Raw genomic sequence first — 14,130 nt, 5'->3', positions numbered from 1 at the left:
TAAAAAAAGCCATTACCGCGTCAGCAATACTTTTTGATCGCGGTATATTGTGGGGAATATTCATGAAGCGTAACACTCCTGTTACACAGAAAGAGTTTTTGCTTAACGATGGCACGACACTGTTGTCGACGACTAACACACACAGTCATATTACTTATGCTAACTCCGCTTTTATTGATGCCAGCGGATATAGCGAAGATAAACTTATGGGTGAGGCGCATAATATAATTCGTCACCCTGATATGCCGCCTGCGGCATTTAGCGATATGTGGTTCACCATTCAGCAGGGAGACAGCTGGACCGGGATTGTTAAAAACCGCCGTCTCAATGGTGATCACTACTGGGTTCGCGCCAACGTCACCCCGGTATATCAGCAAGGGCAGCTTACGGGTTATATCTCGGTGCGAAATATCCCAACCCGTGAAGAAATTGACGCCAGCGCTGAGCTTTATCAGCAGGCGAATGAAAACAAGCTCCGCGGACATCGTTTTTATAAAGGTCTGCTTGTTCGCCGGGGTTTATTTTCTTTTTTCTCGATCTTCCAGCGAATCAGTGTTTCAAAACGCATAAATGTTGGCACAATTATTACTGCTGCCCTGCTTGTTGCGCTGCAATTTGTTCCTTTCGATGCCGCAGAAAAAGCCGGAAGTGCAATTATTATATTAGGTTTGTTGTCAGTTTTTTTGCACAGCCAAATATCTCGTCCGCTGAAAATTGTGCTGGAACAAATGCAGAAAGTGGTTTCCGGACGCCAGAGCGATTATGTGCGCTTTAATCGTGTGGATGAAATTGGCTTATTGATGCGTCTGGTTAACCAGGCCGGGTTAAATCTCAGTTCACTGGTGGGCGATGTATCAACGCAAATCAACGGCATCCGTGTGATTAGCGGGCGCATTTCCAGTGAAGGCGAATCCCTGCAGCGCCGCACGGAAGAAACCTCCGGCGAACTGCATCAGACCGCCGCCGCGGTAGAAGAGATCGCCAGCGCTGTGCGCCAGACCGCGGAAACCGCTGCCGAAGCGATGGGCAGAGCGGATGAAGCCAGCGCCAGCGCGATGGAAAGCGGTAATGTGATGAAAAAAACTATCGGCATGATGCAGTCTGTTTCTGCGGACAACAGCAAAATCGTCGATATCATTAGCGTCATCGACAGTATCGCCTTTCAGACCAATATCCTGGCGCTGAATGCGGCGGTGGAAGCGGCGCGCGCCGGGGAGTCCGGTCGTGGCTTTGCCGTGGTTGCCGCAGAAGTCCGTAATCTGGCGCAACACTCGGCCTCTGCCGCGCGCGAGATCCAGACGCTGATCGAACATAACGTGGCGAACGTGAAAAGCGGTGTTGAGATGGTTGCCAATACGGAAACGCATCTGACAGCGATGATTGACAGCGTGATTAACATGTCCACGATGATCAAAGAGATTAGCACCGCGACCAACGAACAGACGCAGGCGCTGGAGCTGATTAACCAGTCTGTTTCCCGTATCGGGACAATGACCCACAACAACACGTCGATGGTGGAACAGGTGACCAGCGCAGCGGAAGATCTTTCGGAACGTGCTGCCCGCCTGCATCGCGCGGTACATGTGTTCGGCGGTAGCTGATCAACACATGCTATAGTCGCTGCGGGCATTTTTGCGCAAAAGGCGAAGTATGATGTTACTCAGAGCGGTACTGATTTTTATCCTGACGGCGGCCACCTGTGCCGCCGCTTCTCTGCATCCTCCCGCCGGATTTATGCAGCCGCCGGAACAAAAGGCTTCAGGCGATAAAGCGGTAAAGTGCCCGGATGTCCCCACTCCGTTTACCGGCGTGCTCGATTTTCCCAGTAAATATGCAGGTTCCGACAGCGCCCGCGCCACGCTCAATCCGCAGGCCGATGCGGCGTTTCGCCAGCAGACGCAGCTCATCACCGATATGGAGCGCTATATCAGCCGTCAGGTCACCGCCTGGGCGCACAGCGGTAATACGCAACATGTTACCTGCGCGGTGGCCGCGCTGGATCAATGGGCCCGCGCGGGCGCGTTAACGGAACGCGCCAATAATCATACCGGCAGGTCAATGCGCAAATGGGCGCTGGCCACCTTCTCCTCCGCCTGGTTGCAACTGGAATACGCGCCACAGCGTCCGCTTAACGCTTACCCGGCACAGCAGAAAAATATTCAACGCTGGCTGGGGAGCCTGGGGGATTTGGCCGTGAAGGAGTGGCATGATTTGCCGCTGGATAAGGTAAACAACCATAGTTACTGGGCGGCCTGGGCGATCATCACCACTGCCGTGGTAACGCAACGACAGGATCTGTTCGCTGCCGCGCTGGATATCTATCACACCGCCATGCAACAGGTGGATGACGAGGGCTTTTTACCCAATGAGTTGCGCCGCCGCCAGCGCGCCCTTTCCTATCATAATTACGCGCTGCAACCGCTGGTGATGATCGCTCTGTTTGCGCGGGCGAACGGCGTTGATGCGCTGGCAGAAAATCACGGCGCATTAAAACGCCTCGGCGTGCGGGTTATTGGCGGTCTGGATGATGCCAGCGCATTTATGCAACGTACTGGCGCAACGCAGGATATGGCGTTTTTGCAACATCCGACGAATCTGGCCTGGCTGGAAGCCTGGTGCTCGCTGTACGTCTGTGACAGTGCGCTGAAACAGCGCCTGGCCAGTTTGCGTCCGTGGCAAAATACGCGTCTGGGCGGCGACCTGAGCCGTCTGGCCGGTGCCGCCAGATCCGGGTGAATCAATTATTGCCCATTTCCGGCAATCGCCAGGTAATCCGTATAGAGTTGCGGCGCGCCGGAGAAGGAGGCCATCGTGCGCCATTCGTCATACATGCGTTCTGTATCCTGGTGCGCTTTTACAAAGGTCAGCGCTTTTTCCGTGGAAACATCAAGCTCCGGATGAAATGAATTCAGCGAGTCGAGGCTTTCGATTTCCAGCATCACCGCATATTGCTCCTGGCGGTTGCCGCCCTGACCTTTCAGCAGATGAAACTTCCAGCCGGGATAATCTTCAACGCGGTGAATGTTATCGATAATAAATTGTTCAAACGTGTGCGGTTTTACGCCAGCACGTAAGGCCAGATTATGAATGCCCACCACGCGCGAGCGCGGTTGTTGCCCGGCGACAACCTGATAATTTGCCCCTTCCGCCAGTGAACTGTTGCTGTTCTCGGCGAGTAACGAATAGGTGGTGAAAAGGGTCGGTAGTTCCGCGAAAGTGGCGTAGGTTTTCCACTCAGCAATCAACGCCAGCGCCTGTGGATGCTGTTGCCAGAAATTTTGCGCCTCTGCCGTTTGTTCGCCACTCTCTGCAATATAACGGGCATAGAACTGCGAATTTGGGGCTGCGTACAGCATCAGATACTGGTTTTCTCGCTCTCCGCGCAACCCTTTCAGTAGCGTCCAGCGCCATCCCGGATACGCGGGGATCTGCACGCCGCGCTGGCGGACAAACTCTTCAAAATCAGCCTCAGTAACCCCTTTCTTTAAATTCAGGCCGATGTAATGCAGGCTAAAAATAGCCTGAGATGCAGTGTTCATAAAGACTCCTTTCTTTCAGTGTTATCAATTAATTACCGTGTGATGGCGTGCGCCAGCAGGCCTACCGCGAGCAGGATCGCAACCCCGGCGCTAAACACGGTGACCAGGCTGGTATGCTGCGCAAAGAAACCAATTAACGCCGGGCCGCTTAACAGCCCGACATAGCCAAACAGTGTTACTGCGGGCAGCGCAAAGTGCGATGGCACTGGCTGATTACCCGCGATCGAGAAGAGAACGGGCACGATATTCGCCAGGCCCGCACCCACCAGCGCAAACCCAGCAAGGGAAACGGCTGCGCTATCAACCGAGACTACCAGCAGCAGCCCTGCGGCGGCGCTTATCGCGCTGGCAATCAGCATTCTCAGATGGCCATAGCGACTAATCAGGCGATCGCCGAACAGCCTCGCCAGCGCAACGGCGATGGAATAAAGCGTGAAACCAAACCCAGCATGGTGCGTTGCCAGCCGCCGTTCGCTGTGGAGAAAAACCGCAGACCAGTCGAGCATCGCGCCTTCGATCATAAAGATAAAAAAGCAGACGATGGCGATAAGCCGCAGACCCGGTTGCGCCAGCGCCTGGCAAGTGCCGCCTGCCGCGCCCCTCTGCTGCGGGCGTTTTGCCAGCAGATGACCCGATACCGTGAAGACGATAATCGCCATCGCGAACGCCACCAGAACGCTGGCATAGCGTGGCGGCACATTTGCCCACAGCAGCAGGCTGATACTTCCGGCACCGGCAATGCAGCCGAAACTAAAAAAGCTGTGAAATCCGGCCATTCGCGCCTGCCCGGCTTCGCGCTCAACCACAACGGCCTGGCTGTTCATTGATACATCCAGCAGGCCATTTGCTGCACCGAAAAGCAGTAAAACCCCGCCCATTACGGCGGAGGAAGTGACAGACAGCAGCAGCGACAGGCAGACGCACAGCAGCAACGCGCAGGACAGGATCAACACCCGGCAGCCAACGCGGTGAATCAGGCGGCCGCTAAATGGCATCGCCAGCATCGATCCTGCGGCCACACAAATCAGCAGCAAACCGAGCGCGCCATCGTCAAGCTGAAGCCCGCGCTTGACCAACGGAATCAGCGGCGCCCAGGCCGACACGCCCAAACCGGCAACCAGGAAAATTGCTCGCGTCGAGCGTTGTTGACGCCGATTATCCGTCGGAAAAGCTCCAGAGAAATGACGCGTCATGGCTCAGATTCCCCTGTTATCTTCGGCGGGCTGACTTTCAGCAACCGCCAGGTAATCGGTGTAGATCTGCGGCGAGCCGGAAAACGAAGCGAGTTGTTTCCACTCTTCGTACATCTGCTTGGTATCCCGGTGCGCCCTGGCAAAAATGGCCGCTTCATCGGTGGCGATATCGGGTTGCGGGTAGAACTGATCCAGCGCCGCCAGGCTGGCAATCTCCATCATCACCACATATTGATCGAGCCGGTTACCGCGTTCACCTTTCAGCAAACGAAACTTCCAGTCCGGGTAGTCCTCTATGCGGTGGTGATTCTCGGCGATGAAGGTCTCGAAGGCCTGGGCTTCAACATCCGGACGCAGCGCCAGATTGTGGATGCCAATGACCCGTGCCTCCGGCTCTTCACCGGGACGCTCCCGATAGCGCGGGCCGTCGGTGACGGTGCTTTTTTTATTTTCTGCCAGCAGACGATAATCGGTGTAGATCGTCGGTAGCGCGCTAAATGTTCCCAGACGCTGCCATTCACGCAGGATCTCTTGCGCCTGCGGACGATCGCGCCAGAATTGGCGCGCCTGCGGCGTGAGATTACCGTCTGCGCGCTGATAGCGATCGCGACATTCCGCGCTTTCAATTTCGTACAGCATCATAAATTGCCCGGTACGCTCACCGCGTAAACCGCGCAGCAAGGTCCAGCGCCACCCCGGATAACAGGGGATCTTGCACCCTTTTTCGCGAACAAACGCCTCAAACTGCGCATTGGTAACGCCAGCTTCGGTATCGATCGCAATGTAATAGAGGCTAAAAACTGGTGTCGATACGTCCGTGCTTGTCACTGGTGATTTCCTGATGTCGCCGGAAGAGAATTGGGTGTTGATGAGCGCTTCAACCAGCGTCACACCGTTTGGCGTGAGCGTGACGACATCATCGTGCACGGTGAACAGGGTTTTTGGGGCTAACGTCTTCAGCGCGCGGCAGATAAACGGGTTACTGAAAAAGCTACGCCCGTCAAAGCGTTTTCTGAATTCGTAATTGCATACCGGACGTAAGGTCGACAGCGCCATTTTGAAGGCATTCACTTCACGCTGAAGCGGAGAAAAGCCGTGGCAGCTGTCGATGGGCAGTTGCCCTTCGTCGAGCGCGGCCTTGTAGCGCCGGTAGTCCGTGATATTAATGGCTTCCGCCAGCGAACATTTGGAGCTGCCGCCGAGACCAATGGCCACTTCCGGGTACTGCTTATCCAGATCGGTAATCAGCCCCTTCCATTTTTCTGCGGGCTGCGTGTTGCGGTGGAAATACATGGTGGGATGCTCGCGATAATCCGCTGCGAGGTAGCGTTCAATCAGTTCCCGCATCTGGTACTGCTTGCCCAGCCCCGGAAAAGCCTGGCTGTTAGCCCCCTTTTTCTGCCATAAACTTTGCCGCTGCCCGGAGACGCCAGTGCGTCGCTGCATAAACTCTGCGAGGTGCAGTTTGGTGCAGACGACATGAGAAATCGCCAGCTCACGGCATTTTTCCATGTCATATTTCACATCATCAACGCTTTGCCCCGGCAGACCGTAGATCAGGTCGATGCTGATCCAGTCAAATCCCACTTCGCGCGCGTTAGCGATGGTTTGTTCGCAGGTTTCGGCCGTATGTCTGCGCCCGCAGGCAGCGATGATGTCATCATTGAACGACTGAACGCCGAAACTGATTTTGCTGAACCCCAGCGTTTTAAGCATCTCCAGATAGGGTCTGGTCAGCGTTGCCGGTTCGCCTTCAAAACGCAGCGTGGCGGCAGAAAGATTGAAATGCTGCCGGTAAAACGCCATCAGACGCTGTAGCTCCGCTGCCGGTAACAGCGATGGTGTGCCGCCGAAAATGTTAAATTCCCCCACTTCCGCCCCGGCAAGCGTCGGCACCTTATCAAGCCACAGCGTGGCTTCCTTGATGTTGTAATCCACCAGTTGACGAAAAACCGCCTGCGAGGGTGCGCTCTGCGGATTGAGGATAATGGTCGGAAACTGGCAGAAATGGCAGCGGTAGCGGCAGGTCGGGATCGACACCCAGAGGTGGATCTGCTTCGCCTGTGCAATGTCGTGCGCCATGTCCTGGAAATAGGTTTCCAGTGGGTAGCCTTTAATGTCGCCAGGAAAGACATGGCAGCCGAAGGGATCGCGGTAAACATATTCGAGTATGTCGCGGTTTTCGGGCGAAGCGAGAAAATCGTACACCTGCGGAACCGGATAGCGCGGATCGAGATCGTTGAGCGAATCGAACAGAATATCGTTCATCAGAACACCCCTCCGTTGGCAAAGTAGTTATGTGCCATGCCGGATTCACGATCTTCGCTGAAATAGCGAAAAAATCGCTGAAAGTCTTCGTTTTTAACGTACTCAAAACAGGCCGGAAGCGGCGGTGGGAAACCGATGTCCTCGCCCACCGCGCGGCGCAAGGCGCTGAAAATATCGTCACGAAACTCGAAATAGAGCCGCCAGGCTGGTGTTTTGTAGGCATGAATCGGACTCAGATCGATCAGACGCATCTCATGGAGAATTTCATAGATACGCCGGAACAGACGTTCGGCGACCTGTGGGGTAAAAAATTCGCGAACAGCGTGATTGTCCAGCAGGATTTGCGGGTTGAGTAACGCCGGCAGCACGATGTTTTTCGGCACATAATCCTTGATCGAATAGTGCCAGGCCTGCATTGACTGGGCGGGCGTGGTATCCCTTAACACTGGCTGCTGTGTGTTTTCCGGACGGACATCTTTCATGGTGATGACGCCATCCTGCCCGTAGGCAACGCCGGTGATCACCTCTTGCAGAATGGTATCCACGCGGCGACTGTTAATTTCAACCCGGGAATCGCGCGCGTAAACGGGTTTACCGCCTGCCGCGATCACCCGAATACCGAAATCCCAGTCATCCGAAAGATGTTCAACAAACCGGCCCTTATCAAGCTGGTAAAAGATTTCGATACCGCCCACTTTGTCGTAAAGCGCGCGTTCAACGGCGAACCCCTTGCCGTCGGGAAAACCGCCAAACAGCGAAAATGAGACGTCACGGCAACGCAGCGTTTTCTGAATCTCCGCAAACAGATTGGGACGAAGCCGGAACGCGTTCTCGTTGTAGTAGTAATTACAGGTGCCTAAATCGCCCTTTTCCGCGATCATTTTTTCAATCAACGAGTGTAGCCACCAGCTATCAACGGTGCAGTCGGCATCTGCCGAGACGATGTAGTGTTTACGGCTAATGCCCAGCCGTTTGTCCCTGGCTTTTGAGCGCAGCGATGCGTAATCCATACCGCATTTTCGCGCAGAAGAAACACCCTGCGTGGGCTCTTTAATAATATGAATATCCAGCGCCGGATGCAGACGCTGAAATTCGCTGATTTTGGCAACGGAATCATCGGTTGAGTTATTATCCACCACGATCAGTTCATACTTTTCGTGCGACAACATATTGCTGCATGTTTTTTGATTAAATAGCGAAGTGAGAACTGCATTGATACGATCGCTTTCATTATAAACCGGCAAGACAATTGATATGTAAATGTCCTTACGCATACAACCTCCCTGAATGATTACTATCTGAATCGCTGTTGTTATCGATGAGCACTTTCTTGCCAATAAGAAAGTTTCGATAAGCAATTTCTTTCATTAATGATTTATTGGTGATGAGTTTAAAAACGCTTGAAATAAACGCATCGTCCGGATAACCATCATGTTCGGCAGTGATATTCATTATCGGCGCCTCGAAGCCGTACTGGCCGTATACCTCATCATAATATTCATAGCGTGTCGAAATGTAACAGCGGCGGTGACTTATTGCTTCACCAACTGGATTACCGTAGCTGTCGTAATCCCATGAAGTCAGAAAAGAGACAAGGTCACAGGAATAATACAAATCCTCAATGGTGTAAGTGTTATAACCAGGCGGCATATAATTGTGCTGCAGCCAGCCAATAAAATGAATAAAAGATTCGACCTGTAATTGAGTCGACAGATTGACCAGTTGCTGATAACAGAATGGCGCCTCATTCATATCGCCTGCAACGACGAGATGAACACGCCGTGCAGAATTTTTCTGCTGGAACAGTTGGTTGAGCCGCCAGACGAGGTAAATGTCGCGATCCAGCCGTTTTTGCGGAATAAGGCGCGTAGTTCGGGCAATAAGAATGTCATCGTCACCAATGTTAAGACTGTGCCTGATATTGCTGCAATTTCCTGTTCCTGTAAAATCGCAGGTATTCTTTTTTACTTGTACTTCAATGGTATAGTTGCACCACTCCTCAAGTCTTTCTTTTAATTCCTGATTAAGCGTCACATAGCGTATGTACGGAGAGTTAACCGGTTTGATGGCATAAGGCCAGGGATGTGTGCCATATTTCTGTACGCTTTTTTCGCTATTCCACATCAGGTCATGATCACGCCAGGTAACAAAATCGGCCAAGTTATAACGCTTGCCATATATATCAATTGCTAAATATATCGCTTTTGTATATATAATGTTTTCTGGCAGTGTGCCATTTTCAACGAAAAGATAACCAATATTCAGGCATTCCCATTGCTGCACCATTTTTTCGGCCAGTACTTCAGCCGCCACATCAATTTTCGCCAGAATAGTGTTCAACTCTGTTTGTGGAACAACCGTTTTCTGGCTTATCAATACATTGTGCGCATAATTTATAAAATCAACGTTGTAATTCGGTACGTTGGTAATGTCATCTATTCGCACTAATATAAAACCATCTTTATATATCGATTTCTCCCATTCGTATGGTTTATTGAACTTTCCTTTATCCAGCTTTATGTCATAACCAAGATCCAGATAGTTTTTAATTCCCTTTCGTGACAGTAATTGTGCGGTTTTAAATGCCTCAACGGTAATTCCAGAAAAGGCAACACCATCGAATGATATAAAAATTGCTCCATTGCGTTCATCCATGAAATTTCCCTTATTATGTGGTGTGTGGAATTTTCAATTATCCTTTTAGTTAAGGAAAACATATATTTTATTGGTATTAAAGAGACCTGAATCGTATCAACGGATATATTCTCGGAGTTTTAAAGATGAGCCCGGAGAGTGACAGTTTGCTTATTTTATTGAGACACATTTTCATTCATTTTCCCCAGGATTTTTCTCCAGAGGGACAACATCGGCGGTTGAATTAAGACAATCCTGAAATTCCTTTTTTCGATTGCGCTTTACGTCACAATGATCGAGGATGGCGGTTCGGTATGTTTCTTGTACCGAATTGCAATGATGAGATTGAATTTCGCCCGGCACTGTTACCGGGCTTGTCCTTGAAACATTGAACTGGATTAAGGAGTAAGCATGAAATCGAACCGTCAGGCACGCCATATCATGGGGCTGGATTACAAAGTGTCAAACACGCGTAAAATTGTTACCAAAGACAATCACGAAGAGACGGTGGTTGTTCATCGCTCCGGGCGTCATCGCCGCGCGGGTTAAGTTTTCCACCCTGAACCACCCCTGGCGGGGTGGTTTTTTGTTTTCCCTCCTTGATAACAATTCATCAACGAAATCCGCGAACAAGAAGTATTTGCTGACAGCTTGCTTTATACTCTCGCCCGTCGCACACCTCCCCGCGAAACGCTCTCGCAGGGATCGTTGAACAAGGAGCTGTAAAATGAATGCCAAACATAATAAAAACCGATCGTTATATATTCCTTATGCCGGGCCGGTGCTGCTGGAGTTTCCACTGCTGAACAAAGGCAGCGCCTTCAGCATGGAAGAGCGCAGTAATTTCAACCTGCTGGGCCTGTTACCGGAAGTGGTTGAAACGATTGAAGAACAGGCCGAACGCGCCTGGTTGCAGTACCAGAGCTTTAAAACCGATATTGATAAGCACATCTATCTACGCAATATCCAGGATACCAACGAAACCCTCTTCTACCGCCTGGTGGAAAACCATCTCGATGAGATGATGCCGGTGATCTATACCCCGACTGTTGGCTGGGCCTGCGAACGCTTCTCTGACATCTACCGCCGCGCTCGTGGCGTGTTTATCTCCTGGCAGAACCGCAGCAGCATGGACGACATTCTGCAAAACGTGCCGAACCACAATATCAAAGTGATCGTGGTGACCGATGGCGAACGTATTCTCGGCCTTGGCGACCAGGGGATTGGCGGGATGGGGATTCCGATTGGCAAGCTGTCGCTCTATACCTCTTGCGGCGGCATCAGCCCGGCTTACACCCTGCCCGTGGTTCTGGATGTGGGCACCAACAACCAGCAATTAATTAATGATCCGCTCTACATGGGCTCACGCCACCCGCGTATCACCGGTGATGAATATTACGCTTTCGTCGATGAATTCATTCAGGCGGTGAAACAGCGCTGGCCGGATGTGCTGCTGCAATTTGAAGACTTCGCGCAGAAAAACGCGATGCCGTTGCTGAATCGCTATCGCGATGAGATCTGCTGTTTTAACGATGATATTCAGGGTACGGCAGCCGTCACCGTCGGTACGCTGATTGCCGCCAGCCGCGCGGCGGGTAGCCAGTTGAGTAACCAGAAGATCGTCTTCCTCGGCGCAGGTTCTGCCGGTTGCGGTATCGCTGAGCAGATCATCGCCCAGACGCAGCGCGAAGGCCTGAGCGAAGCGGCGGCTCGCCAGAAAGTCTATATGGTCGATCGTTTCGGTCTGCTGACGGACGAAATGCCGAACCTGCTGCCGTTCCAGAGCAAACTGGTGCAGAAACGCGAAAACCTGCAAAACTGGGATACCGGCGCGCAGAATGAAGCGCTGTCGCTGCTGGACGTCGTGCGTAATGTGAAGCCGGACATTCTGATCGGGGTTTCAGGCCAGGCGGGTCTGTTCACCGAAGAGATCATCCGTGAAATGCACAAGCACTGCCCGCGCCCGATCGTGATGCCGCTCTCCAACCCGACTTCCCGCGTGGAAGCCACGCCGCAGGATATCATCAGTTGGACCGACGGTATGGCGCTGGTCGCCACCGGCAGCCCGTTCGCACCGGTACTGTGGAAAGAGAAAACCTACCCGATTGCCCAGTGTAATAACGCCTATATTTTCCCCGGCATTGGTCTTGGCGTGATCTCCTCCGGCGCGTCGCGCATCACCGATGAAATGCTGATGGCGGCCAGTGAAACGCTGGCGGAATACTCGCCGCTGCTACTGAACGGTGAAGGCCTGGTGCTGCCGGAACTGAAAGATATCCAGTCCGTTTCCCGCGCCATCGCGTTTGCCGTCGGTAAAATGGCGCAGCAACAAGGTATCGCGGCGAAAACCTCGCCTGAAGCGCTGAAGCAGTCGATCGACGACAACTTCTGGGAACCGAAGTACCGCAGCTATCGCCGTACCTCCATCTGATCCTCCCGCGCCCGGCGTCCTTGTACGCCGGGCTATTTTCCTTGCTGGTAAAAGATTCATTTCCTCGCTAAACTCCTTCTCACCCATCAACTTACTGAATATAAAAGGAGGCTAATTATGCTGTATTGTGAACTGTTCAATGTTTCACATACTTTTGGCGATCGTGCCAGCTCAAGCGTTATCGGTATCGTGCTGCGATAACTTCGGCTTGAGCGAAGCTTAAAACCCCCTTCTCTCGGGCTTACCGGGTTATCGTCAGCGATGTTTGACGAGGCACTCTCGTGCCTGTAACTCTTGAGTAAGCAATGAGCACATTACTATCTGCACAATCACTCCGTGTTGAAACGGCTTTTGGCCCGTTATTCTCCGATCTCTCCTTTACCCTGAGAAAAGGCGATCGCCTTGGACTTATTGGCGACAATGGCTGCGGCAAAAGTACCCTGCTGAAAGTGCTGGACGGCTCGCTGTCTCCGCTTTCCGGCAACGTTACGGTTGCACACCACTGCCTGCTGGCGCGCGTGGAACAGCATCTGCCCGATGATTTGCTGGCGACGACGCTGCTTGATGCCGTGCTGGCGCAGTTGCCTGCCAGCGAGCGCGACAACCAGCGCTGGCGCGCGGAATCGCTGCTTGCCAGCATGGGGCTGAGCACGACGGAAATCGCTCTCACCGCTGCCACTCTCAGCGGCGGCCAGCATACCCGCTTGCTGCTGGCGCGGGCGCTGATCCGCGAGCCGGATCTGTTGCTGCTGGACGAACCGGGTAATCACCTTGATCTGCCGACATTGCTATGGCTGGAGCAGTTTTTGCGTAGCTGGAGCGGAAGCTTTGTGATGGTTTCGCATGATGCCGCCCTGCTGGATGCTGTTACCAACGGCAGTTGGATCCTGCGCGACCACACGCTGCACCACTTTGCTTTACCGTGCAGCCAGGCGCGTCTGGCGCTGGAAGAGCGTGATGCGAGCGACGCGCTGCGGCACAAAGCGGAACAAAAGGAGATCGACCGCGTGACGGCAAGTTCTAAGCGGCTGGCTATCTGGGGACGGGTCTACGACAACGAAGATCTGGCGCGGAAGGCAAAACAGATGGCGCGGCAGGTTGAGCGCCTGAAAGAGAGCCAGACCACGCTAACCGAAGGCAGTGCCTGGCGGCTTTCACTGCATGGTGAAGCGCTACCTGCGGATCGACTGCTGGAGATGGAACAGCTGGCCGTGCCGCCCGCAACGGGATTACCTGCACTATTCCATGTTCCGCTCGCGCGGCTAAAAAGCGGCGATCGCGTGGCGGTGATGGGACGCAACGGCTGCGGCAAATCATCGCTGTTGCGGTTGATCTGGCGGGCTTTGCACGGCGAAGCGTCTACGCTGCGGCTGCATCCGCGTCTGCATGCGGGATATTACGACCAGACGTTACATCAGCTAGCGGATGATGCCACGCTGTTTGACGCGCTGGAGCCGTTTGCCCCGATGCCCGCCGATCGCAAAATGGCACTAATTAGCGCCGGTTTTGCCTGGGCGCGTCATGGGCAACGGGTGGCGACACTGAGCGGCGGCGAACGTTCGCGGCTGCTGTTTGTCGGCCTGTCGCTGGCGCGTTTTAACCTGCTGTTACTGGATGAACCCACCAACCATCTCGATATGGCGGGCAAAGAGGCGCTGGGCGAAACCCTGCAACAGTTCAGCGGCGGTTTTCTGCTGGTCAGCCACGATCGCCAATTGATTAATGCCTGCTGCAATCGCTTCTGGCTGGTGGAAAACGGCGAGCTGAACGAATGGCACGACGCTGAAGCGGTTTATGATCGCTTACGGGAAAGTGTCGCGGTTTCTGCCACTCAGTCACAACCGCATATTGTTGCGGCTGATGAAACGGATGACGACGATGCCCTTCTTCTGCGTCTTATCGAACTGGAGACGCGGTTAGCAGAGGATCTGGCGCGTAAGGAGAAACATCAGAAGCCGCAGTTGCAGGCGCAGTGGCGCGAGGAGATAGACCGTATCCGCCTTATCCTGTAGGCCGGATACGTGCAAACTCGTGTGGTCACTTAACGCAAACAGGCGCCCTTCGG

At 53.3% G+C, this 14,130-nt stretch carries 10 protein-coding genes and 1 pseudogene; 5 read left to right on the top strand and 6 right to left on the bottom strand.

Translation table 11 applies throughout. The features are described from left to right. The first annotated feature begins 62 nt into the window (after positions 1 to 62). On the top strand, positions 63 to 1,601 hold the full coding sequence (locus tag Y71_RS13475) for a methyl-accepting chemotaxis protein (RefSeq protein WP_007375072.1): 1,539 nt from the start codon (positions 63 to 65) through the stop codon (positions 1,599 to 1,601). A 49-nt stretch (positions 1,602 to 1,650) separates the two neighbouring features. Then, positions 1,651 to 2,736: a mannuronate-specific alginate lyase gene (locus Y71_RS13470; protein ID WP_007375073.1), complete on the top strand. Its 1,086-nt coding sequence runs from the start codon at positions 1,651 to 1,653 to the stop codon at positions 2,734 to 2,736. 5 nt (positions 2,737 to 2,741) lie between these two features. Here the strand turns inward: Y71_RS13470 and Y71_RS13465 are convergent, their stop codons facing one another. The 6 genes and pseudogenes from Y71_RS13465 to Y71_RS30560 form a co-directional block, all read right to left on the bottom strand. After that, the gene (locus Y71_RS13465) at positions 2,742 to 3,539 is read right to left on the bottom strand and encodes a hypothetical protein (RefSeq protein ID WP_007375074.1); all 798 of its coding nucleotides are present in this window, start codon (positions 3,537 to 3,539) and stop codon (positions 2,742 to 2,744) included. 32 nt (positions 3,540 to 3,571) lie between these two features. Continuing rightward, positions 3,572 to 4,732: an MFS transporter gene (locus tag Y71_RS13460; protein WP_007375075.1), complete on the bottom strand. Its 1,161-nt coding sequence runs from the start codon at positions 4,730 to 4,732 to the stop codon at positions 3,572 to 3,574. A 3-nt stretch (positions 4,733 to 4,735) separates the two neighbouring features. Further along, positions 4,736 to 5,560, bottom strand: a complete 825-nt coding sequence (locus Y71_RS13455; RefSeq protein WP_035943660.1) for a hypothetical protein — start codon at positions 5,558 to 5,560, stop codon at positions 4,736 to 4,738. A gap of 738 nt (positions 5,561 to 6,298) precedes the next feature. After that, positions 6,299 to 6,814 (bottom strand): annotated as a pseudogene (locus Y71_RS30715) (radical SAM protein); the annotation flags it as partial. 185 nt (positions 6,815 to 6,999) lie between these two features. Next, complete coding sequence (locus tag Y71_RS30565; RefSeq protein WP_007375077.1) at positions 7,000 to 8,274, bottom strand: glycosyltransferase family 2 protein; 1,275 nt, start codon at positions 8,272 to 8,274, stop codon at positions 7,000 to 7,002. Then, positions 8,267 to 9,655: a glycosyltransferase family protein gene (locus Y71_RS30560; protein WP_007375078.1), complete on the bottom strand. Its 1,389-nt coding sequence runs from the start codon at positions 9,653 to 9,655 to the stop codon at positions 8,267 to 8,269. The genes Y71_RS30565 and Y71_RS30560 overlap by 8 nt, the downstream gene beginning before the upstream one ends. 390 nt (positions 9,656 to 10,045) lie before the next feature. On the opposite strand from Y71_RS30560, the gene sra reads away from it, so the two are divergent. From sra to Y71_RS13425, 3 genes are all read left to right on the top strand, one after another. Continuing rightward, positions 10,046 to 10,183 (top strand): stationary-phase-induced ribosome-associated protein, encoded by a 138-nt coding sequence (sra, locus tag Y71_RS13435; protein WP_007375079.1) that lies wholly within the window; start codon positions 10,046 to 10,048, stop codon positions 10,181 to 10,183. A gap of 178 nt (positions 10,184 to 10,361) precedes the next feature. Next, positions 10,362 to 12,065 (top strand): NAD-dependent malic enzyme, encoded by a 1,704-nt coding sequence (locus tag Y71_RS13430; protein ID WP_007375080.1) that lies wholly within the window; start codon positions 10,362 to 10,364, stop codon positions 12,063 to 12,065. 305 nt (positions 12,066 to 12,370) lie between these two features. Next, a complete protein-coding gene (locus Y71_RS13425) occupies positions 12,371 to 14,077 on the top strand; it encodes an ABC-F family ATP-binding cassette domain-containing protein (RefSeq protein WP_007375081.1) in 1,707 nt (568 codons plus the stop codon). The last annotated feature ends 53 nt before the right edge of the window (positions 14,078 to 14,130 follow it).

It is taken from the genome of Kosakonia radicincitans DSM 16656, assembly GCF_000280495.2.
GTDB classification, from domain to species: Bacteria; Pseudomonadota; Gammaproteobacteria; order Enterobacterales; family Enterobacteriaceae; genus Kosakonia; species Kosakonia radicincitans.
The sequence above is the reverse complement of the archived record's forward strand: the minus strand, read 5'-3'. Positions and strand labels throughout refer to the sequence as shown.

Excerpts from the sequence above, each read along its gene's own strand:
- Y71_RS13475 (WP_007375072.1), top strand. The coding sequence starts at position 63 with ATGAAGCGTAACACTCCTGTTACACAGAAAGAGTTTTTGCTTAACGAT.
- Y71_RS13470 (WP_007375073.1), top strand. The coding sequence starts at position 1,651 with ATGATGTTACTCAGAGCGGTACTGATTTTTATCCTGACGGCGGCCACC.
- Y71_RS13465 (WP_007375074.1), bottom strand. The coding sequence starts at position 3,539 with ATGAACACTGCATCTCAGGCTATTTTTAGCCTGCATTACATCGGCCTG.
- Y71_RS13460 (WP_007375075.1), bottom strand. The coding sequence starts at position 4,732 with ATGACGCGTCATTTCTCTGGAGCTTTTCCGACGGATAATCGGCGTCAA.
- Y71_RS30565 (WP_007375077.1), bottom strand. The coding sequence starts at position 8,274 with ATGCGTAAGGACATTTACATATCAATTGTCTTGCCGGTTTATAATGAA.
- Y71_RS30560 (WP_007375078.1), bottom strand. The coding sequence starts at position 9,655 with ATGGATGAACGCAATGGAGCAATTTTTATATCATTCGATGGTGTTGCC.
- sra (WP_007375079.1), top strand. The coding sequence starts at position 10,046 with ATGAAATCGAACCGTCAGGCACGCCATATCATGGGGCTGGATTACAAA.
- Y71_RS13430 (WP_007375080.1), top strand. The coding sequence starts at position 10,362 with ATGAATGCCAAACATAATAAAAACCGATCGTTATATATTCCTTATGCC.
- Y71_RS13425 (WP_007375081.1), top strand. The coding sequence starts at position 12,371 with ATGAGCACATTACTATCTGCACAATCACTCCGTGTTGAAACGGCTTTT.